17 protein-coding genes are annotated in these 19,223 nt (G+C 59.9%); 8 read left to right on the top strand and 9 right to left on the bottom strand.

The window, feature by feature from the left end:
• Positions 1–65 precede the first annotated feature (65 nt).
• The 5 genes from ABMC88_RS04825 (at position 66) to ABMC88_RS04805 (ending at position 5,514) form a co-directional block, all read left to right on the top strand.
• The gene (locus ABMC88_RS04825) at positions 66–1,589 is read left to right on the top strand and encodes an ABC transporter ATP-binding protein (protein ID WP_349575713.1); all 1,524 of its coding nucleotides are present in this window, start codon (positions 66–68) and stop codon (positions 1,587–1,589) included.
• Positions 1,590–1,689: 100 nt separating this feature from the next.
• Complete coding sequence (locus tag ABMC88_RS04820) at positions 1,690–2,784, top strand: ABC transporter permease (protein WP_349575712.1); 1,095 nt, start codon at positions 1,690–1,692, stop codon at positions 2,782–2,784.
• Between the two features lie 3 nt (positions 2,785–2,787).
• On the top strand, positions 2,788–3,759 hold the full coding sequence (locus ABMC88_RS04815) for an ABC transporter permease (RefSeq protein ID WP_349575711.1): 972 nt from the start codon (positions 2,788–2,790) through the stop codon (positions 3,757–3,759).
• Between the two features lie 76 nt (positions 3,760–3,835).
• Positions 3,836–4,750, top strand: coding sequence for a sulfite exporter TauE/SafE family protein (locus ABMC88_RS04810; RefSeq protein WP_349575710.1), 915 nt, complete (start codon positions 3,836–3,838; stop codon positions 4,748–4,750).
• Positions 4,750–5,514, top strand: a complete 765-nt coding sequence (locus tag ABMC88_RS04805; RefSeq protein ID WP_349575709.1) for a TIGR02186 family protein — start codon at positions 4,750–4,752, stop codon at positions 5,512–5,514. Before ABMC88_RS04810 ends, ABMC88_RS04805 begins: the two co-directional genes overlap by 1 nt.
• 3 nt (positions 5,515–5,517) lie before the next feature.
• Here ABMC88_RS04805 and ABMC88_RS04800 read toward each other — a convergent pair whose 3' ends face one another.
• From ABMC88_RS04800 to ABMC88_RS04780, 5 genes are all read right to left on the bottom strand, one after another.
• Positions 5,518–7,050, bottom strand: coding sequence for an ATP-dependent DNA helicase (locus ABMC88_RS04800; protein WP_349575708.1), 1,533 nt, complete (start codon positions 7,048–7,050; stop codon positions 5,518–5,520).
• A 42-nt stretch (positions 7,051–7,092) separates the two neighbouring features.
• Entirely contained in the window at positions 7,093–7,728 is a 636-nt protein-coding gene (locus ABMC88_RS04795; protein ID WP_349575707.1) for an acyl-homoserine-lactone synthase, read from the bottom strand.
• A 129-nt stretch (positions 7,729–7,857) separates the two neighbouring features.
• Positions 7,858–8,571 carry a helix-turn-helix transcriptional regulator gene (locus ABMC88_RS04790; RefSeq protein ID WP_349575706.1) on the bottom strand — a complete coding sequence of 238 codons (714 nt, stop codon included), beginning with the start codon at positions 8,569–8,571 and terminating at the stop codon, positions 7,858–7,860.
• A gap of 379 nt (positions 8,572–8,950) precedes the next feature.
• On the bottom strand, positions 8,951–10,231 hold the full coding sequence (ccrA, locus tag ABMC88_RS04785; RefSeq protein WP_349575705.1) for a crotonyl-CoA carboxylase/reductase: 1,281 nt from the start codon (positions 10,229–10,231) through the stop codon (positions 8,951–8,953).
• Positions 10,232–10,342: 111 nt separating this feature from the next.
• Positions 10,343–11,752 carry a 1-acyl-sn-glycerol-3-phosphate acyltransferase gene (locus tag ABMC88_RS04780; RefSeq protein WP_349575704.1) on the bottom strand — a complete coding sequence of 470 codons (1,410 nt, stop codon included), beginning with the start codon at positions 11,750–11,752 and terminating at the stop codon, positions 10,343–10,345.
• A 202-nt stretch (positions 11,753–11,954) separates the two neighbouring features.
• Here ABMC88_RS04780 and ABMC88_RS04775 point away from each other — a divergent pair, with 202 nt between their 5' ends.
• The 3 genes from ABMC88_RS04775 to deoD all read left to right on the top strand — a co-directional run bounded on the left by ABMC88_RS04775 (position 11,955) and on the right by deoD (position 15,610).
• Complete coding sequence (locus ABMC88_RS04775; protein WP_349575703.1) at positions 11,955–13,925, top strand: methylmalonyl-CoA mutase family protein; 1,971 nt, start codon at positions 11,955–11,957, stop codon at positions 13,923–13,925.
• Between the two features lie 84 nt (positions 13,926–14,009).
• Complete coding sequence (locus ABMC88_RS04770; protein ID WP_349575702.1) at positions 14,010–14,348, top strand: H-NS histone family protein; 339 nt, start codon at positions 14,010–14,012, stop codon at positions 14,346–14,348.
• Positions 14,349–14,899: 551 nt separating this feature from the next.
• A complete protein-coding gene (gene deoD / locus ABMC88_RS04765; protein ID WP_349575701.1) occupies positions 14,900–15,610 on the top strand; it encodes a purine-nucleoside phosphorylase in 711 nt (236 codons plus the stop codon).
• Between the two features lie 48 nt (positions 15,611–15,658).
• On the opposite strand, the gene ABMC88_RS04760 is transcribed toward deoD, so the two are convergent.
• The 4 genes from ABMC88_RS04760 to ABMC88_RS04745 all read right to left on the bottom strand — a co-directional run bounded on the left by ABMC88_RS04760 (position 15,659) and on the right by ABMC88_RS04745 (position 19,218).
• Positions 15,659–16,501, bottom strand: coding sequence for an urea carboxylase-associated family protein (locus ABMC88_RS04760; protein WP_349575700.1), 843 nt, complete (start codon positions 16,499–16,501; stop codon positions 15,659–15,661).
• Entirely contained in the window at positions 16,498–18,141 is a 1,644-nt protein-coding gene (locus ABMC88_RS04755) for an FAD-binding dehydrogenase (RefSeq protein WP_349575699.1), read from the bottom strand. The genes ABMC88_RS04760 and ABMC88_RS04755 overlap by 4 nt, the downstream gene beginning before the upstream one ends.
• Positions 18,142–18,214: 73 nt before the next feature.
• Entirely contained in the window at positions 18,215–18,430 is a 216-nt protein-coding gene (locus ABMC88_RS04750; protein WP_349575698.1) for a hypothetical protein, read from the bottom strand.
• Positions 18,430–19,218 (bottom strand): DUF1963 domain-containing protein, encoded by a 789-nt coding sequence (locus tag ABMC88_RS04745; protein WP_349575697.1) that lies wholly within the window; start codon positions 19,216–19,218, stop codon positions 18,430–18,432. Before ABMC88_RS04745 ends, ABMC88_RS04750 begins: the two co-directional genes overlap by 1 nt.
• Positions 19,219–19,223: the final 5 nt, after the last annotated feature.

Below are 19,223 nucleotides of genomic sequence, written 5' to 3'. Positions count from 1 at the left end.
GTTGACATCTCAGCGCGGCCCCGTTTCATTAAGATATTGCTTTTGCCAACGGCAGGACCCAGCCCATGACCACCGCCCCCGCCATCGAACTCAAAGGCATCTCAAAGGCCTTTGGCCCCGTGCAGGCCAACAAAGACATCTCGATCCGCGTGATGCCGGGAACCATCCACGGCATCATCGGCGAAAACGGCGCGGGCAAATCCACGTTGATGAGCATCCTTTACGGCTTTTACAAAGCCGATAAGGGCGAGATTTTCATCAAAGGCAAAAAGACACAGATCCCCGACAGCCAAGCCGCGATTGCGGCAGGTATCGGCATGGTGTTCCAGCACTTCAAACTGGTCGAGAATTTCACCGTCCTCGAAAATATCATTCTGGGCGCAGAAGACGGCCGCTGGCTCAAACCCTCCATCGCCAAGGCGCGGCGCACCCTGCTGGAACTGGCCGAGGATTACGGCCTCAACGTAGAGCCAGACGCGCTGATTCAGGACATCGGCGTCGGCATGCAGCAGCGGGTGGAAATCCTCAAGGCGCTCTACCGACAGGCCGATATTCTTATTCTGGACGAACCTACAGGCGTGCTCACCCCAGCCGAAGCAGACCAGCTGTTCCGCATCCTTGACCGCCTGCGCGCCGAGGGCAAGACGATCATCCTGATCACTCACAAACTGCGCGAGATCATGGACACCACCGACACCGTCAGCGTGATGCGGCGCGGCGAGATGACAGCGACCGTGAAAACCTCAGAGACATCTCCCGCCGAACTGGCCGAGCTGATGGTGGGCCGCAAGGTCTTGCTGCGCGTCGATAAAATGCCCGCCCAACCCAAGGAAGTCATCCTTGACATCCAGGACCTGCGCGTGCGCGACGACAAGAACGTCGAGCGTCTCAAAGGCATCAACCTTCAGGTCCGCGCAGGCGAGGTCTTGGGGATTGCGGGTGTCGCAGGCAACGGCCAGTCCGAACTGCTGGAGGTCTTGGGCGGCTATGCCGACGGCACGGGGCAGGTCACCGTGAACGGCGAACCGCTTGATCTGACGGGCAAGCTCTCTGACGGGCAAACGCGGCGTGCACGCGGCATCGCCCACGTCCCCGAGGACCGCCAGCGCGAAGGGCTCATTATGGAGTTCGCCGCATGGGAAAACGTGGCCTTCGGCTACCACCACGACCCCGACTACCAAAAGGGCGCGCTGATGGATAACACAGCCATTCGCGCCGATACGGAAGGCAAGATGGCCCGCTTTGACGTGCGCCCGCCCGACCCGAAACTGGCCGCCAAGAACTTCTCGGGTGGTAACCAGCAAAAGATCGTGCTCGCGCGTGAGATCGAGCGTAACCCGGACCTGCTGCTGATCGGCCAACCCACCCGCGGCGTGGACATCGGCGCGATTGAATTTATCCATGAACAAATCATCGCCCTGCGTGACAAGGGCAAAGCCGTACTGCTGGTCAGCGTTGAGCTGGACGAGATCATGGCCCTCAGCGACCGCATCGCCGTGATGTTCGACGGCCACATTATGGGCGAACGGCTCCCTTCCGAGACAGACGAAAAAGAACTCGGCCTGCTTATGGCGGGGATCACAGAATGACCCTGCCGCCTATTTTTTCTGGCCGTAAATCCTCAGGGGGAGTCCCGCAGGGACGGGGGCAGCGCCCCCACTGCCCGCTAATAAACACAGGAGCCCCGATATGGATGTGATGCCAAAATGGGCCGAGATCACCCTTGTGCCGCTCATCTCGCTATTGCTCGCAGGCATCCTGTCCGCGCTGGTCATCCTCGCGATTGGCGAAGACCCCGTTGCGGCGGCCAAGCTGATGGTGACGGGCGCGTTGGGGTCCAGCTATGGCTGGGGCTATACGCTGTATTACGCCACGAATTTCATGTTCACAGGGCTGGCCGTTGCCATCGCCTTTCATGCGCGTCTGTTCAACATCGGCGGTGAGGGGCAAGCAGCCCTTGGCGGTCTGGGCGTCGCCCTTGCTTGTCTTTATATCCCGTGGCCGCATTGGTCGCTGGCACTGGTTGGCGCGGCCGTGGCGGCCGCATTGTTTGGGGCGGCATGGGCCGCGATCCCTGCGTGGTTGCAAGCAAAGCGCGGCAGCCACGTCGTCATCACCACGATCATGTTCAACTTTATCGCGGCCTCCTTGCTTAACTACGTGCTGGTCAATGTGCTGCGCCCCAAGGGATCGATGGACCCTGCCTCGGCCCGTTTCGTTGAGACCGTGCATCTGCCCACCCTCCACGAAATGCTGGCCCCTTTCGGCATCGCGTTCTCCAAATCCTCGCCCGCAAACGTCTCTCTTTTGGTGGCTGTCGCGGCCTGTGTGCTCCTTTGGGTGCTGATCTGGCGCACGCGGCTGGGCTATGAAATCCGCTCTTTCGGGAATTCGGAATCGGCGGCGAAATATGCAGGCATGCCACCTGTGAAAATCATCATGGTGACGATGATGATCTCGGGCGCGTTGGCGGGGATGATGGCGATCAACAACGTCATGGGCGAGGCCGAGCGGCTGGTCCTTAATTCGGTTGAAGGAGCGGGGTTCATCGGGATTGCCGTCGCCTTGATGGGGCGGTCGCATCCCTTGGGCGTGTTTATCGCCGCGATCCTGTTCGGGTTCCTCTATCAGGGGGGGGCCGAGCTGGCGCTTTGGACGTCGATCCCGCGCGAACTCATCGTCGTAATTCAAGCACTGGTGATCCTGTTCACCGGCGCACTTGATAACATGGTGCGGATGCCGCTTGAGCGGATCTTCCTTGCCCTGCGCAAAAAGGGAGCCTGAGCCATGGATATGTATATCACCCTGATCCAGCTGCTGGATTCCACCGTGCGCCTTGCTACGCCGCTGCTTCTGGCGTGCCTTGCGGGGCTGTACTCGGAACGGGCGGGTATTTTCGACATCGGGCTAGAGGGTAAGATGCTGGCCGCGGCCTTCTTCTCTGCCGCGATCGCTGCCATGACGGGCAGCGTTTGGGTCGGGCTGTTGGCGGGCATCGCCGCGTCCTTGGTGCTCAGCGCCATTCACGGCATCGCGTCAATCACCTTTCGCGGAAACCAGCTGATTTCGGGCGTGGCGATCAACTTTCTGGCGGCCGGCCTCACCGTACTGGTCGCGCAGGCGTGGTTCAAACAGGGGGGGCGCACGCCATCTCTGTTCGGCAATGGTCGGTTTGAGCCGATCACCCTGCCCTTTGCCGAGACGCTGCGCGATGTGCCGTTCATCGGCCCGCTCTATCACGAGCTGATTTCGGGTCATTCGATCCTAGTCTATGTGGCCTTTGCCGCCGTGCCGTTTACATGGTGGCTGCTGTTCCGCACGCGGTTCGGTTTGCGGCTGCGGGCGGTGGGTGAAAACCCTGCGGCGGTGGACACGGCGGGTGTCTCGGTTGTGGGGCTGCGCTTTGCCGCCGTTGGCATCTGCGGCATCTTGTGCGGCATTGCGGGCGCGTATCTAAGCACGGCGTTGCAGGCGGGATTTGTCAAAGACATGGCGGCGGGGCGCGGGTTCATCGCGCTCGCGGCGCTGATCTTTGCCAAATGGCGCCCGTGGCATGCGTTGTATGCGACACTGCTGTTCGGCCTCTTCGGCGCGTTAGAAACGCGGCCCGATGTGATTACCTCGATCACGGGGATGAAGGTTCAGGGGCAATTGCTGGCCGCGCTGCCTTACGTCATGACAGTGATCATCCTTGCGGGGTTTGTCGGCAAAGCCATTCCGCCGCGTGCAGGTGGTGAGCCGTATGTGAAGGAAAGATAAGTCCAGATGCAGGCTTTGCTTAAGCCCTTTGGGATAGACGATTGATTTTGATGCAAGCGGGGCCTAAGGACGATACATGCAAATCTACCTACCCATAGCCGAAGTATCGGTTAACGCGTTCCTCCTGCTGGGCCTCGGTGGGATTGTGGGTATTTTGTCGGGCATGTTCGGGGTCGGCGGCGGCTTTTTGATGACGCCGCTGTTGTTTTTTATCGGCATCCCGCCCGCTGTTGCGGTTGCAACCGAAGCGAACCAGATTGTTGCCTCTTCCTTCTCGGGCGTGCTTGCGCATTTTAAGCGAAAGACGGTGGACCTCAGGATGGGGACCGTGCTTCTGATTGGCGGGCTTGTTGGCGCGGGCCTTGGGGTGATGGTTTTCAACTATCTCAAGGCGCAGGGTCAGGTCGATCTGCTGGTCAAACTGTGCTATGTTGTTTTCCTCGGCGTTATTGGCGGCCTGATGTTTTTCGAGAGTTTGCGCGCCATCCGCAACGTAAAGAGGGGCAAAGCGCCCGCGCGCAAGAAACACAACTGGATCCACGGGCTGCCGTTCAAGATGCGGTTCCGCGTCTCGGGGCTTTATATCTCGGTCATTCCGCCGCTGGTGGTTGGGGTTGCTGTGGGTATTCTGGCGGCGATCATGGGCGTTGGCGGTGGTTTTATCATGGTGCCTGCGATGATCTATCTGCTGGGCATGCCGACCAAAGTGGTTGTGGGCACCTCGCTGTTCCAGATCATTTTTGTGACGGCATTTACGACCATGCTGCACGCGACCACGAACTACACGGTTGATATTGTGCTGGCGGTTTTGCTGCTGGTGGGCGGTGTTGTCGGCGCCCAGATCGGTACCCGCATCGGCGTCAAAATGAAGGCCGAGCAATTGCGCATTCTACTGGCGATGATGGTGCTGGCGGTCTGCGGCAAACTGGCGCTTGAGCTGCTCTTGCAACCGTCCGAGCTTTACTCACTCGGCGCGGCAGGCGGTCACTGATGCGGGCCTTGCTGTTTGCCTTTGCCTTGGTTACTGGTACCTTGCCCCTGCAGGCCAGAGAGGAAATCGTGCTGGGCCTCAGCAGCGATACGGTTTCGATCAACACCAACTTCGACGGCTCTGAAATTCTGGTGTTCGGGGCGGTCAAACGCGATGCCCCCTACCCGTCCGACCCGCGCTTGCAGGTCATTGTCACCGTCGCTGGCCCGTCCGAGCCTGTGACCGTGCGGCGCAAGGAAAAGCGGTTCGGCATTTGGGTCAACACAGACGCGGTCGAGATCGACAGCGCGCCCAGCTTTTATGCCGTCTCGACCAGCACGCTTTTGGGCCTGTCGCTGAGCGAGACCGAAGACGTGCGCCACGGCATATCTATCCCCCGTGCGATCCGGTCAGTCGATGCCCCCCATGAGATCACCAACAGCGAGACGTTCACCCAAGCGCTGATCCGGATCAAATCACGCGACGACCAATACCAGCTGAACGAAGGCACGGTCAGCGTGGATGAACAAACGCTGTTCCGTACGTCTATTGCCCTGCCCGCGGCCCTGACCGAAGGCGACTACCAGACGCGGATTTTCCTCACGCGCGGGGGCGAGGTAATCTCGAAATACGAGACGAGCATTTATGTGCGCAAAGTCGGTCTTGAACGTTGGTTGTTCGCGCTCAGCCGCGAACGGGCGTTCCTTTATGGGCTGATGTCGCTGGCCATTGCCATCGCTGCGGGCTGGGGCGCGTCTGCTGTGTTCAGCATGTTCCGCCGCTGATCCTCAGACGTCGTCTTCGGGCGCATCAAGGGTAAGCGGTGCAGGTGCGGCGGCACGCAAATCATCCACCATCAACCCGTGCGAAGGCTTCGCCAGACGGTTGCGCACCACCCAGATCAGGCGGTCTTGTGCGCGGGTGATCGCCACATAGGCCAGACGCTTCCACAAGGGCTGCCCCGCCTCCATCCGACCCATACGGGCGGCGGCATATAGGTCGGGCGCAAAAACCTGCACCGTGTCCCACTGGCTGCCCTGCGCCTTGTGGATCGTCACGGCAGCCCCGTGCAGGAAGGTGGCCCCCATGCGGGCGGCGAAGGGGATGAAGGGTTCTTCCTCGTCTGGTTTCTCGATTTTGACGATGCTCGCCGCACTCACTTGAGGGTCCTCGGCGCCCATGACGTGCAAGCGCGAAAACCCCGGCTTGCGCCCTGCCCCAAGATAGACGACTTGCGCGCCTTTGATCAGGCCACGCGCCTCTAGGTCAAGCCGCTTTTTGCGGTGTTTGAGCGGCAGTTCGATTCCGTCACAAATCAGCGGCTCCCCCTCGACTAGCGCGTCTTCGGGTGCGCCATGCACGCGGCGGAAGGCATTGATCAGGCGGATGCGCGTGGCGTTGCGCCAGACCAACACGGGGCTGCGCGCCATCAAATCCACCTCGACCCGCTGGCCCCAGACGACACGTTCATCGCGCTTGCTTGCGTCTTCGACCATCCGCTCGAACTGCTCGAACCCGATGTCAGGATCAGCCAGCGCATGGGCCAGATCAAGGATCGGGTTATCGGCCTCTTGCCGGAAAATCCGGTTGAGGTTCATGACACGTTTCTCAGGCAGTTTTTCAAACACCATCGTGCCGGACTGGCCCACGGGGGCCAGCTGCGCCGGATCGCCGAATAGAAGAAGCGTTGGGAAAATCTCTTTTAGATCAGCGAATTGTTTGTCATCCAGCATTGAGGATTCGTCAACAAAGCCCACGTCCAACGGGTCTTCGCGCCGCTTCCAGCCCGTAATGAAATCACTTCCCCGCAGCCCCGCCGCAGCAAGCGCGCCAGGAATGGATTTGTTGCCCTCATAAAAAGCGGCAGCGCGGTCGAGCGCTATGTCGGTCAGCCCCTCGACCTCTGGGCGTTCGCCCGTTCCCGTCAACCATTCCGCGATGCGTTCGTATTCGGGGTCGTAGACGGGCGTATAAAGGATGCGGTGAATCGTGGTGGCAGGCACGCCGCGCAGGCGCAGCACGCTTGCCGCCTTGTTCGTCGGTGCAAGAATGGCGAGGGTGCGTTTATCCTTGCGCTTCTTGCTCTCGTAATCGCCCGAGACGATGTCGACGCCCGCTTTTTCCAGCGCCTTATACAGCTCGGCCAGCAACAGCGTTTTGCCCGACCCCGCCTTTCCCGTAACGGCCATCACCTGCGCTGTGCTGCCTTTCGGCGGCATCAGCAGGTCATCCTCCAGACTGATGCCTGCGGATTTCAGCATGGTCGAGACGGCGTCAAATGCGCTGGCCTGATCGTCGGAATAGGTAACGGCTGTGTTCATGCGCCGACACTATGCCCACAGGCGCACAGGTGCCAGAGCCGTTCAGCCTGTTGCGGCGAATTCCAGCACTCCATCGGTGCCAAATGCGCGTTGAAACCACGCACGGCTCAGGTTCGGGGCAATGCCCGCACGCGCCGCCACACGCGCCTGCGCGGTCTCGTCAAACTCCCACAAGCCGACACTGATCGCATCGCGGCCTGTGCCGGTGGTGCCCAACACCTCGGGAGAGGAGCCAACACGCGTGTAGATCCGCACCATCCGCGCATCAAAAACGCCCACAAAATGCTTCACGCCGAAGCCGTTCATCAATTCGCCACCGCCCAACATCAGGGCCGCGGCCACATGCGGGCCTTGGCCCGGGGCCATGCAGAACCGCGTACATTCCCAAATCAACGGGCTGCGAACGGGGGCGTCGATCAGATTGCCGAAGTGATCATTCACCATCACCGGACCTGTTGTCGGCAAAAAGCGGGTAGAGCCGCCATGCCCGCCCTCGGGCGTTTCCCAAATGACGTAGAGCGGGTTGAGATCATCGTATTCATCCCGCTCGTGACCACGGGCATCTACAGAAACATCCCACCCCAGACGGGTGTGAAACTGCTCTGCGCGGTGGGTAAACATCTCATCCGCGAGGCGGGGATATTGGGCAAGCTGGTCGGCGTAAAGGTATCGTAGCATTTGGCGTCTCCCATGGGCATTTTCATAATGCTTCCATGCTTACCGATGCTGCGATTAACCACGTCTCAACGCAACGCGCGTTTAGTTTCAGTTTGATCCGCGTTTCTCTTAATTTTTAAAGAAATGGCATCAAACCACGATCAACCCACGGCTCATGGCGCGGGCGACTGCGTGGGTGGTATTCAGCGCGCCCAGCTTGAAACGCGCGCTCTCAATATAAACGCGCAGGGTGTGCTCCGAGATCGAAAGCGAGTTGGCGACCTGTGCGCGGCTGTACCCGATGGCCAGCAACGTCATCGCGTCCACCTCCCGCGGGGAAAGCGCCTGCGGTTGCTCGGGCTTGCGGTCCGGCTCGAACTCCAGCGCTTTTTCGTTAAAGTAATGCGCAATCAAGATCAGCTCACGGCGGTGCTTTTGCGTAAAAACGGACCAAGTGTCGTCGTCACAGCTGTGATTCACGGTAAACAGCGCAAACTGCCCGTTCGGGCCGCGGATCGGAATAGAGAACCCCTGATTGCCGACGCCATATCCGCTTGCGACCTGCAAAAATTCGCGGGCCGCTTTGGAAGACCAGTCCAGGCGCTTCCAGTCAACGGGGTGAAAGCGTTGAAAACACCCCAGAACAACAGGGTCAATGCGCAGATATTTCTCTTCTAGATACTTTTCTTGCCATTCAACTGAATAGGTCCCGCATCCATATTGGTCCCCCCGCGAGTCGACCCAATGGTAAACCAGATGGTCGACGGCGTAATAGTCCCGCAACGCCTCAGAGACGCCTTGCATGCGTTCAAAGGTGTCTGCTTCCTCCAGCGAAGACAGAATCTGTTCCAGTTCGTTCTGCATCCCCAACATGTCCGCCTTTTGCAGACCTCTCAACCCTTGCAGCGAACTCTGCCGTGGCAACATGGGCAGCATCATCCAGATGCTCTGCCAAAAGCGGCAGGTCATTAGCCTGGGCAAAACTACGCAAATCGGCGAGCACGTCTAATACCCAATCATTTCGCATCCCGATATTCTCTCCTAAGTAGTTAACAATGTCTTAACACGAGCATAACATCTGTTACCCCCTTGTTCCTATTCACGAGTTTCCCCTCCCCAGAAATAGGGAGGGCTGCATTTGCAAGCTATTGATCGCATTAAACCGGTTTCAATAGCGTAAACGCCCCGCGAATCAGCAGGTGATTCGCGAGGCGCTAGAGTTGTATTCGCTTTTAAGGGGCCGTTATTTACCCGCTTCGAGCGCGTCTTCCAATGTCCGCAAACCGGTTTTGGGCGACTGCACCAATACCGACATATTGCCGGGCTTATGCTCGTTCCGCAGCATTTTCATATGCGCTTCGGGCAGGTCATTCCACGCAAAGACTTCGGACATGCACGGGTCCAGACGACGTTCGATCATCAGCTTGTTTGCAGCCGACGCCTGCTTGAGGTGGGCAAAGTGGGAGCCCTGCAAACGCTTCTGGTGCATCCACATGTAACGGACGTCAAATGTGCAGTTGAACCCGGAGGTACCCGCACAGATCACAACCATACCGCCCTTCTTCACAACAAGGCTGGAAACAGGGAACGTGCTTTCGCCGGGGTGTTCGAACACCATGTCGACGCTGACACCTTTACCTGTGATATCCCAGATCGCCTTGCCGAACTTACGCGCGGCTTTCAGCCAAGTGTTATACTCGGGCGTGTTCACTGTGGGCAGCTGGCCCCAGCAATCAAAGTCTTTGCGGTTCAGCACGCCTTTGGCGCCCAGCCCCATTACAAAGTCACGCTTGCTCTCGTCCGAGATGACGCCGATCGCGTTGGCCCCTGCCGTGTTGATCAACTGGATCGCGTAAGAGCCAAGCCCCCCCGACGCGCCCCAGACCAATACGTTCTGGCCGGGCTTCAGGTCGTGTGGCTCATGCCCGAACAACATGCGGTAGGCTGTGGCGAGGGTCAGCGTGTAGCACGCGCTCTCTTCCCACGTCAGGTGCTTGGGGCGCGGCATCAACTGCTGGCTTTGCACCCGCGTAAACTGCGAGAACGAGCCATCGGGCGTCTCGTAGCCCCAGATGCGCTGCGTGGGCGAGAACATGGGATCGCCGCCGTTGCATTCCTCGTCGTCGCCATCGTCCTGGTTGCAATGCACAACGACTTCGTCGCCGACTTTCCAACGGGTCACACGGTCGCCCACGGCCCAGACGATACCCGCGGCATCAGAACCCGCGATGTGGTAGGGCATCTTGTGGCCATCGAACGGGCTGATCGGCGTGCCAAGAGCGGCCCAAACACCGTTATAGTTCACGCCAGCCGCCATCACGAGGACCAGCACATCCTGGCTGTCCAGCTCTGGCACGTCCACGACTTCTTCCAGCATGGCTGTGTTCGGCTCACCGTGGCGTTCGCGGCGGATGGCCCACGCGTACATCTGTTTCGGCACATGACCCATCGGGGGCATTTCGCCCATCTCGTACAGGTCTTTCTCTGGTGCATCATATTGCGCAATTGGTGTATCTAGAGCCATGTCGCCTCCGGCAAAAAATAAGGATGCCGCACTGCAGTAGAGCGGCGTACAGAGGAGTGGTTAAGGCTGTCCGCGAAACATTGCAACCTCTGACGGGCGTATTTTGTAATTTTATGACCCAGCAGATGCAGAAAAATACTTTGCACTCGCAGCATCGACAGAATTTCCATCCTTTGGCAGATAGTGCGCGATCGAATTGGCATAAAAGACCACCGCCGTGTGTTGGTCGGCACTGATCCGCCAGACACCGTCATGGTGCATTACCAGCCCGTGCTGCTCCATCTGGGCGCAGGCATATTGCACTTCGGTCGCCAGATCCTCCGCCTCGATCTCGATACTGCCCGCAGGCAGCCGTGCGATAAGGGCGCGGACCGAGGCGATCAGCTGCTCTTCGGTCTGCGCGCCCTCACCAATCAAAGCGGCGGCAACCAGCGGCACGCCCAACACGGGCATCACCGCCTCGATCCGCTGCATCAGTTGCTCTGACAAACCATCGACGTTTTCGACCTTGCCAAACTCTCGCAGGCTCAGCGGGGTGCCAAAGGCGACCGCCGCCGTGCCAAAGCGTGTGTCCTTGCCGCGCAGGCGTTGCCAGAACTTACGCAAAATAAAGGCCACCACAACAGAGACACGCGCCCCGAACCGCCGATCACCCCGCGCATGGGCCGCCATCAGCACGCGGTCTTCCAACACACGGTCATAGTTGATCGCCACAGGGACAAAGACGATGTCGCGCTCCCCTTCAGGGTCGAACCCGTCAACCAGATAGCTAAGCAACCCGACCTTTGGCGGCTGCAACCGCCCCGTAAGGCTGAGCCCCCCTTCGGGGTAAAACGCTTGCGTGTCGCCGCCATGGGTCGCCATCTGCACATAGCGCGACAGCACCTTGCGATACAGCGACCCACGCGAGCGGCGGCGTATAAAATACGCGCCCCAAAGCCGGATCAGCGCCGACAGCGGCCAAACCCGCGCCCACTCCCCCACCGCATAGCTGAGCGTTGAGGTCTTGGACGCCAGATACGTCACCAACACGTAATCCATGTTGCTGCGGTGGTTCATTACGAAGACCGCCGTGGCGTTCTCGGGGATATTGGCAAGAACGGCATCGTTCTGGGGCGCTGTGCGGATGCGGTAGACGGCCTCGGCCAAAATCTTGGCCAGCCGCATGGCGAAGCTGAAATAGGCAAAGGCGGAAAAGCTGGGCACGATCTCGCGGGCGTATTCCTGTGCCTTCTGGAAGGCGACGTTTTCAGGCACATTGTTCTTTTCGGCATAGAGAGCGATTTCGCGGCTTACCTCGGGGTCATAAATCAGCCGCTGGATCATGTCGTACCGCCGCGCCAGCTTGAACGGCTGGATCGGGCGTTTGAGCCGCTTGTTCAGCCGCGCCACCGCCCGTTCGAACCGCCGCCGGAAGAACCAGCGCACCGAGGGCAACAAAAAGTGGCTCAGCGCTGTGACAGCTGCAAACAGCAAGATCAGCACAAACAGCCACAGCGGAAGGGTAACGGTCTGGTTCATACGCGGACACCCTTGCAGGGCCACCCTTGCTTGCGCAACACTGAATTAACCTTTTGGCGAATCGCACAGGCAATACGCGCATCTGCGCGGCTTGCGCATCTAATCCATCACGCCGCAACGCAGCGAATTGACACTTGCCGAAAGTTTCTTATATCTAGCCAGTGACGCAAGAATATTGCCAAACCGCTTAAAGAGGTCCGCCATGACAGACGCCCCGAAAAAAGACCGCCCTTGGTTGATCCGCACCTATGCGGGCCACTCTACCGCCGAGGCATCGAATGCGCTGTACAAGGGCAATCTGGCGAAGGGCCAGACGGGTCTGTCCGTGGCTTTCGATCTGCCGACACAAACGGGCTATGACAGTGACCACATCCTTAGCCGTGGCGAAGTGGGCAAGGTGGGCGTTCCTGTCGGGCACCTTGGTGACATGCGAACGTTGTTCGACGAGATCCCGCTGGAACAGATGAACACCTCGATGACGATCAACGCGACTGCGCCTTGGCTCTTGTCGCTCTATATTGCTGTGGCCGAGGAGCAGGGCGCGGATGTGTCCAAGCTGCAAGGCACGGTGCAGAATGATCTGATAAAGGAATATCTGTCACGCGGGACGTACATCTGCCCCCCTGCCCCGTCGCTCAAGATGATCGCGGATGTGGCCGAGTATTGCTATACATCCGTGCCGAAATGGAACCCGATGAACGTCTGTTCCTACCATCTGCAAGAAGCCGGTGCCACGCCCGAGCAGGAGCTGTCCTTTGCGCTGGCCACAGCCACTGCCGTGCTGGACCAACTGCGCCCGCGTGTTGCCGAGGAAGACTTCCCCGCGCTTGTGGGCCGTATCTCCTTCTTTGTGAACGCGGGCATCCGCTTCGTGACCGAGATGTGCAAAATGCGCGCCTTTGTCGATCTGTGGGATGAAATCTGCGAGGAACGCTATGGCGTGACCGACCCGAAATACCGCCGCTTCCGCTATGGCGTGCAGGTGAACAGCCTTGGCCTGACCGAACAACAGCCCGAAAACAACGTCTACCGCATCCTGATCGAGATGTTGGCCGTGACGCTGAGCAAAAAGGCCCGCGCCCGCGCCGTGCAGTTGCCCGCGTGGAACGAAGCCTTGGGCCTGCCGCGCCCGTGGGACCAGCAGTGGTCGATGCGGATGCAACAAATCCTCGCTTATGAAACCGACCTGTTGGAATTCGACGACCTGTTCGACGGGAACCCCGCCGTGGATGCCAAAGTCGAAGAGCTGAAAGCAGGCGCACGTGCCGAGCTGGCGCATATCGACAGCATGGGCGGCGCCATCGACGGGATCGAGTATATGAAGTCGCGCCTTGTGGACAGCAACGCCGACCGTCTGGGCCGTATCGAGGCGGGTGAAACCGTCGTTGTCGGCGTAAACAAATGGCAAAAGGGGGAGCCTTCGCCCCTGATGACCGGCGATGGCGGCATCATGGTCGTGGACCCCGCCGTAGAGGCCCAGCAGGTCGCCCGACTGAATGAATGGCGGGCCCAGCGCAACGAGGGCGAGGTTCAAGCCGCCCTTAAAGACCTGCGCGCCGCCGCAGCAGAAGGGCGCAACATAATGCCCGCCTCAATCGTGGCCGCCAAAGCGGGTGTGACAACGGGCGAATGGGCCGAGCAGATGCGTGCCGTACACGGTGAATACCGCGGGCCTACGGGCGTGGGATCGGGACGTTCGAACAAGACAGAGGGTCTGGATGATTTGCGCATGTCCGTTGACGCGGTCAGCGACCGCCTTGGCCGCCGCCTGAAGTTCCTTGTGGGCAAACCCGGCCTCGATGGTCACTCAAACGGGGCCGAACAGATCGCCGTGCGGGCCCGCGACTGCGGGATGGACATCGCTTATGAAGGCATCCGCCTGACCCCCTCCGAGATCGTCGCCGCGGCCCTTGAAGACGAAGCGCATGTTGTCGGCCTGTCGATCCTGTCGGGGTCGCACATTCCGCTGGTCGAGGATTTGATGGGCCAGATGCGCGATGCGGGTCTGGGGCATATCCCCGTAATTGTCGGCGGGATTATTCCCGACGATGATGCAGAACGGCTTCGCGCAATGGGTGTGGCACGGGTCTATACGCCAAAAGATTTTGAATTGAACATCATTATGGCGGACATCGTAACATTGGCTGATCCCGCTGCGGTGGCAGCCGAGTAAACCAATAGCCATTTGAATAAAGTATATTTGGATCGTGAAATGAGGTAAGATTCCCCCCATTAAAACTGGGGAGTTTTATCGAAAATGACTGATCTGAAATCAATGAATCGCAAAGAGCTTGAACGGCTTTTGGTGGATGTAAAAAAAGCACTACAGGCTGCGGCGGCACGCGACCGCCGCAACGCCCGCAAAGCAGCAGAACGCGCTGCGGCCGAATACGGCTTTTCCCTCAACGAGTTAGATGAGGGTAACGATGCGAAGCCGAAAAAAGCCAAAGGCACGAAAAAGGCAAAGAAACCATCTGTTGCGAAATACGCGGACCCGTCCGATGCATCGCGCACCTGGACGGGCAAGGGCCGTCAACCAAATTGGTTTCGTGCGGTAGTTGCAAAAGGAATCGATCCCGCCACGCTCGAAATTTAATCTGCTTTCCATTCACGCGGGAGCAGTGGCAAAAAACCGCTACTCCCGCGTGAACTGTTAAACGGCGAGTGCCGCGCGACCAAAAATAAATTTCCAGCGACTGCCGTCTTTCATGACGATTGTACCGCCCCCGGCGCGGGGCGTTTCATAGGTTGCGGTCCCAATTCCTGTCATCCCGTTCGAGCAATTCACAGGGAAAGTGACAGTCCCTGACTGCGATCCGGGTCGGTAGCGGCCCTGGCACGAGGTGGCTCCGTTGGTTGCCTGAAACCAGCCGCCTTCCAGAAATGTTGCTGTGGCGGAGCCCTTAAATACTGAATTCCCCGGTCCGACGACGGCGACGGGATGGCTTACATCACAGGCAGCCAACAGGGCCAGTGCCGCAGCGGCACAGATACTCATTATACGCATTTCAATTCCCTTTCGAATTGTGATGCGGCAAACAAACCCCATCCCTTTTCAATAGACGAGTATGGGAAACCTCCATTGGAACTTGCCCCCGCTGCACAGGGTAGGCATCAATAGAGCGACCCCAGACAGGAGACAGACAAATGACAGTCCATATTGGCGCCCGCCCCGACCAGATCGCCCAAACCGTATTGATGCCCGGTGACCCCTACCGCGCCCGCTGGGCTGCCGAGACGTTTCTGGAGGGGGCTGAATTGGTCAACGAAGTGCGTGGGATGCTGGGGTTTACCGGCACATGGCGCGGCCACCGTGTGACGATCCAGGGGTCGGGCATGGGGATGCCCTCCCTGTCTATCTATGCCAACGAATTGATCACCACCTATGACGCGCAGACCCTGATCCGGATCGGGTCATGCGGCGGGATGCAGCCGCATGTTGGTATTCGGGACGTGATTATTGCGATGACAGCCAGCACAATCACCTCTCCTTCGTCGGGTATTATGCGGGAATTGAATTACGCGCCCTGCGCCGATTGGGGATTGCTGAGGGCAGCGGTTGCCGCGGCAGAGGCCAAAGGGTCCAAGACCCATGTCGGCGGCATCTATAGCTCGGATGTGTTCTACGCCGAGCGGCCTGATCTGGACGAGCAGATGGTGCGCCACGGTATTCTGGCCGTCGAGATGGAGGCCGCCGAGCTGTACACGCTGGCTGCCCGCCACGGGCGGCGTGCGCTGGCCGTTTTGACGGTGTCAGATCACTTGCAGACCGGCGAGGCGCTGCCCTCGGAAGACCGTGAGCGGAGCTTTGGGGAGATGGTCGAGATTGCGCTGGAAGCGGCCTTTCACGAAGGTTGAGCGCGCTGCGCGTGCGGGATTGAGTTTAAGGGCAAAATAAAGAAGCGGTTAGCGACCGTGCGTGCGATTATAGGCATTTGGCGCGTTGAGAGGGTGGTCCTTTAGGATTTCAGGATCGGGGGCAAATGTCTCGATCAGAAGGGGGTGGCATTGGGCGCGGTCCGAGGAGTGGACGGTGCTGCAATCGCCGCCCGGGCAGGCGCTGAGGGCGCCGATGAGGTCGATCTCGGCGAAAAATTGCAGGGTGTCGCCGGGGCGGACGGGGCTGGCTTTCATGAAGTATTGGCCTGTGTCGCGGGTGAAGCCTGTGCACATGAAGACGTTGAGGACATCGTGGATGTGCGGCTCTGCCTGAGCTAATGGGGTGCCGAGGTGGTCGGCAAGCGCACGGGTGAGGTTGGAGTGGCAGCAGTGGTGGTAGTGATCGCCTGACAGCAGATTGTGTGTGTAGGGGTCGCAGCGGGTACCGATCACGTCGTGGACCGAGCCGCCGTAAGCGTCCTTGCCATACCATTCAAGGCTGTCGTGGGTGATGGTGGCCATGGGGCGCAGGGTTGGAAAGCTTGACCACATGCGTTGGCCGCGGGTGATGTGGGTGCCGTGCAGGGCGCGGGTTTTGCCGCTGTAGAAACGCTCGCTCAGGTCGTTTGCGTTCCATAGATTGAGATCGCCGACTTGGGAGCCTTCGACGCTGGTGATGGAGAAGAAGTGGCCTGCGGGGACGGTGAAGGTCGCGGCCTCGCGGGGCGGGACGATGACTTCGCCTGTTTTGGTGAGGGAGGCGCGAGCGCGGTCCAACAGCGCCATATCGGGGGCGGGCAATGTCTCTACCGGATAGCAGATGACGGGTTCGATATCGCGGCGCTTTTGCGCATCGGTAGGGATGGTCATGCGTTTTGTCCTACTGTGCGGCCTGAAAAGAGGCACCCGCCGAGGAAGGTCCCTTCAAGCGCGTTATAGCCATGATAGCCGCCGCCGCCAAAGCCTGATGCTTCGCCTGCCGCATAAAGGCCGCTGAGGACTTCGCCCTCGGGCGTCAGCACGCGGCCCTGGATGTCGGTGTGCAGACCGCCCAGCGATTTGCGGGTGATCACGTTGAGACGGACAGCGATGAGCGGGCCGTTTGCTGCGTCGAGGATCGCGTGAGGTTTGGCGGTGCGGATGAGCTTGTCGCCCTTATAGCTGCGCGCACCGCGAATGGCGGTGATCTGCGCGTCCTTGCAAAACGGGTTGTCCAGTTGCAGATCGCGGGCGCGGATTTGGGCGCGGATGTGATCAAGCTTGACCGGCGCGTCGGGGGTGAGCGCGTTCATGCGGGTGACCAGCGTTTCCAGATCGTCGGCCACGATGAAATCCGCGCCTTTTTCCTTGAAGGCCTCGACTGCGGGGGTTGCCCCTTTGCCCAGTCTTGCGCTTAGAACCTCGCGCCAGCCGCCCTCTGTCAGGTCTGCGTTTTGCTCGGAGCCTGACAAGGCGAACTCTTTTTCAATGATTTTCTGGGTGAGGATGAACCAGCTGTGTTCGCCTGCGCTGAGGATGCGGCGCAGGGTGCCGAGCGTGTCGAAGCCGGGCATAAAGGGCGCCTCCATCCGGTCGCCTTTGGCATCGAACCACATGGAGGACGGGCCGGGCAGCACGCGGATGCCGTGGTTGGGCCAGATCGGATCGTAGTTTTGCAAGCCCTCGCAATAATGCCACATGCGGTCTTCGTTGATGAGGCCCGCGCCCGCTTTTGCGGCGATGCCGTGCATGCGGCCATCGACGTAGTCAGGTACGCCTGCGACCATGGTTTTGGGCGCTTTGCCAAGACGGGCGGGCCAGTGTTTGCGCACCATGGCGTGATTGCCGCCGATGCCGCCTGTGGTGATGACAACCGCTTCGGCGCGGTGCTCGAAACTGCCTGTGACCTTGCGCGAGGTGGATTTGCCGCGTGCGGCGGTGGTGTCCTCAAGGATGTCGCCGCTGACACCTTTGACAGAGCCACCCTCCACGATCAGCGCATTGGCGCGGTGGCGGAACCCCATTTTCAGCCGACCGTCAGCGGCATAACCCACCATCAGATCAGCGAAGGGTTTGACCACACCTGTGCCCGTTCCCCATGTGATGTGGAACCGCGGGACCGAGTTGCCGTGCCCGCCAGCAAGCTCCCCGCCCCGCTCGGCCCAGCCGACAACGGGGAACCAGCGCATGCCAAGGCCGTGTAGCCAGCTGCGCATATCCCCTGCGGCGAACTCCACGAACTTCTCGGCCCAGAGGCGCGGGTTTGCATCCTCATCGCGGTCGAATTGGGCAGAGCCTTGCCAATCGCTCCACGCCAGCTCCGCGCTGTCTTTGATGCCAAGGCGGCGCTGTTCGGGGCTGTCGACAAGGAACAGACCGCCAAGGGACCAGAATGCCTGCCCGCCCAAGGATTGCGGGCCTTCCTGGTCCAGCATCAGCACGCGGCGGCCGCGCTGGATCGCCTCATGCGCGGCGGTCATGCCTGCCAGTCCTGCACCGATGATGATGATGTCGGGTGAAAAATCGCCCATGTGTCGGTATCCCTTGTGGCTATGCCAAAAGGCTACACGCGGGTCCGTGCCCCTGTCGAGAGTTGACGCCTCGTCACAGCGGTGAGTTGCCCAGACCCTTTTTGCAGGTTTGCGGCGGGCCCTTGGTGGCGGTGAACGCCTCGGCCCCGCAGGAAACACAGCGGTACATCCGCAACGCGCCCTTGTCGCCGGTGCGGTCCTCGCGCCAGCGGCAGCTGCGGATGTCGCGGTTGCGCCATGCCAGATAGGCGACAACGCCGATGATGATGGGGGCAAAAAGCAAGATCATCAGGTGAACTGGACGTCGATGGCCCACATATGCGGCCGCTCGCGTGAGCGTGCGATGAAGGCACAACCATCGCCCCAACCGTGCCAGCCCGCCTTTGGCTCATTTTCGATTTGCAGGACATAGTCCCATGTATCGTCTGATTTGGTGTAGTCCCACCAAGGCTCGGACTGGACAGTACTGGGCCAGCCGCCCAGCTTGGTTTGGTAGACGCCCCGCGCCCATTCAAAAGCGTAGACATCATTGGCCAGAGTATCGATGACTGCGCCTGCGTTATCGTGGTTCGGGTAATCAGGGGTGACCGCGCCCCATTCACCACCCCGCGCAGACAGCGTGCTTTTGTGATCCGGCGCTTGGGGGATCGTAAGGCCACTTAGCAGCGGATAGCTACGCAGCGCCCACGTCGCACCCGCGTCCGGATCGGATGTATCAATAATCTGCGTTGGTGCGCGGGATGTTTCAGGCGAGATGAATATCGTAAGCAACGCAAGATCGCTCAACCCTTTGGGGACCATCGGCGCGGCTTTTAGGTTGATCTGGCACAGGGGCCACATGGGCACACCGTTGCATTCGGGCCATGCTTCGCCCCGTTGCGCAAGCCGGACAGCCCCGAACATCGTCTCGAACGGATCAATACTTGCGGGTTTACGAAACACCAACGGCGCGCAGCTGCGGCGCATCCGTTTTTCAAGCGCCGCCTCATCCATTGGACCTGCGGGCACAAGCGGCGGCGGCGCGACCTGTGGAAAGGACGCGCCGCTGCTCTTTTTCTTCTTAAACCAGCCAAACATCAGTC

The sequence above is a fragment of the Sulfitobacter aquimarinus genome (assembly GCF_040149565.1).
GTDB classification, from domain to species: domain Bacteria; phylum Pseudomonadota; class Alphaproteobacteria; order Rhodobacterales; family Rhodobacteraceae; genus Sulfitobacter; species Sulfitobacter aquimarinus.
Note: the sequence above shows the minus strand (reverse complement) of the source record. Positions and strands in the feature narration are given on the sequence as shown.

What these genes read in the sequence shown, in the direction of transcription:
- ABMC88_RS04825 (WP_349575713.1), top strand. Translation starts at nt 66, where the DNA reads ATGACCACCGCCCCCGCCATCGAACTCAAAGGCATCTCAAAGGCCTTT.
- ABMC88_RS04820 (WP_349575712.1), top strand. Translation starts at nt 1,690, where the DNA reads ATGGATGTGATGCCAAAATGGGCCGAGATCACCCTTGTGCCGCTCATC.
- ABMC88_RS04815 (WP_349575711.1), top strand. Translation starts at nt 2,788, where the DNA reads ATGGATATGTATATCACCCTGATCCAGCTGCTGGATTCCACCGTGCGC.
- ABMC88_RS04810 (WP_349575710.1), top strand. Translation starts at nt 3,836, where the DNA reads ATGCAAATCTACCTACCCATAGCCGAAGTATCGGTTAACGCGTTCCTC.
- ABMC88_RS04805 (WP_349575709.1), top strand. Translation starts at nt 4,750, where the DNA reads ATGCGGGCCTTGCTGTTTGCCTTTGCCTTGGTTACTGGTACCTTGCCC.
- ABMC88_RS04800 (WP_349575708.1), bottom strand. Translation starts at nt 7,050, where the DNA reads ATGAACACAGCCGTTACCTATTCCGACGATCAGGCCAGCGCATTTGAC.
- ABMC88_RS04795 (WP_349575707.1), bottom strand. Translation starts at nt 7,728, where the DNA reads ATGCTACGATACCTTTACGCCGACCAGCTTGCCCAATATCCCCGCCTC.
- ABMC88_RS04790 (WP_349575706.1), bottom strand. Translation starts at nt 8,571, where the DNA reads ATGCAGAACGAACTGGAACAGATTCTGTCTTCGCTGGAGGAAGCAGAC.
- ccrA (WP_349575705.1), bottom strand. Translation starts at nt 10,231, where the DNA reads ATGGCTCTAGATACACCAATTGCGCAATATGATGCACCAGAGAAAGAC.
- ABMC88_RS04780 (WP_349575704.1), bottom strand. Translation starts at nt 11,752, where the DNA reads ATGAACCAGACCGTTACCCTTCCGCTGTGGCTGTTTGTGCTGATCTTG.
- ABMC88_RS04775 (WP_349575703.1), top strand. Translation starts at nt 11,955, where the DNA reads ATGACAGACGCCCCGAAAAAAGACCGCCCTTGGTTGATCCGCACCTAT.
- ABMC88_RS04770 (WP_349575702.1), top strand. Translation starts at nt 14,010, where the DNA reads ATGACTGATCTGAAATCAATGAATCGCAAAGAGCTTGAACGGCTTTTG.
- deoD (WP_349575701.1), top strand. Translation starts at nt 14,900, where the DNA reads ATGACAGTCCATATTGGCGCCCGCCCCGACCAGATCGCCCAAACCGTA.
- ABMC88_RS04760 (WP_349575700.1), bottom strand. Translation starts at nt 16,501, where the DNA reads ATGACCATCCCTACCGATGCGCAAAAGCGCCGCGATATCGAACCCGTC.
- ABMC88_RS04755 (WP_349575699.1), bottom strand. Translation starts at nt 18,141, where the DNA reads ATGGGCGATTTTTCACCCGACATCATCATCATCGGTGCAGGACTGGCA.
- ABMC88_RS04750 (WP_349575698.1), bottom strand. Translation starts at nt 18,430, where the DNA reads ATGATCTTGCTTTTTGCCCCCATCATCATCGGCGTTGTCGCCTATCTG.
- ABMC88_RS04745 (WP_349575697.1), bottom strand. Translation starts at nt 19,218, where the DNA reads ATGTTTGGCTGGTTTAAGAAGAAAAAGAGCAGCGGCGCGTCCTTTCCA.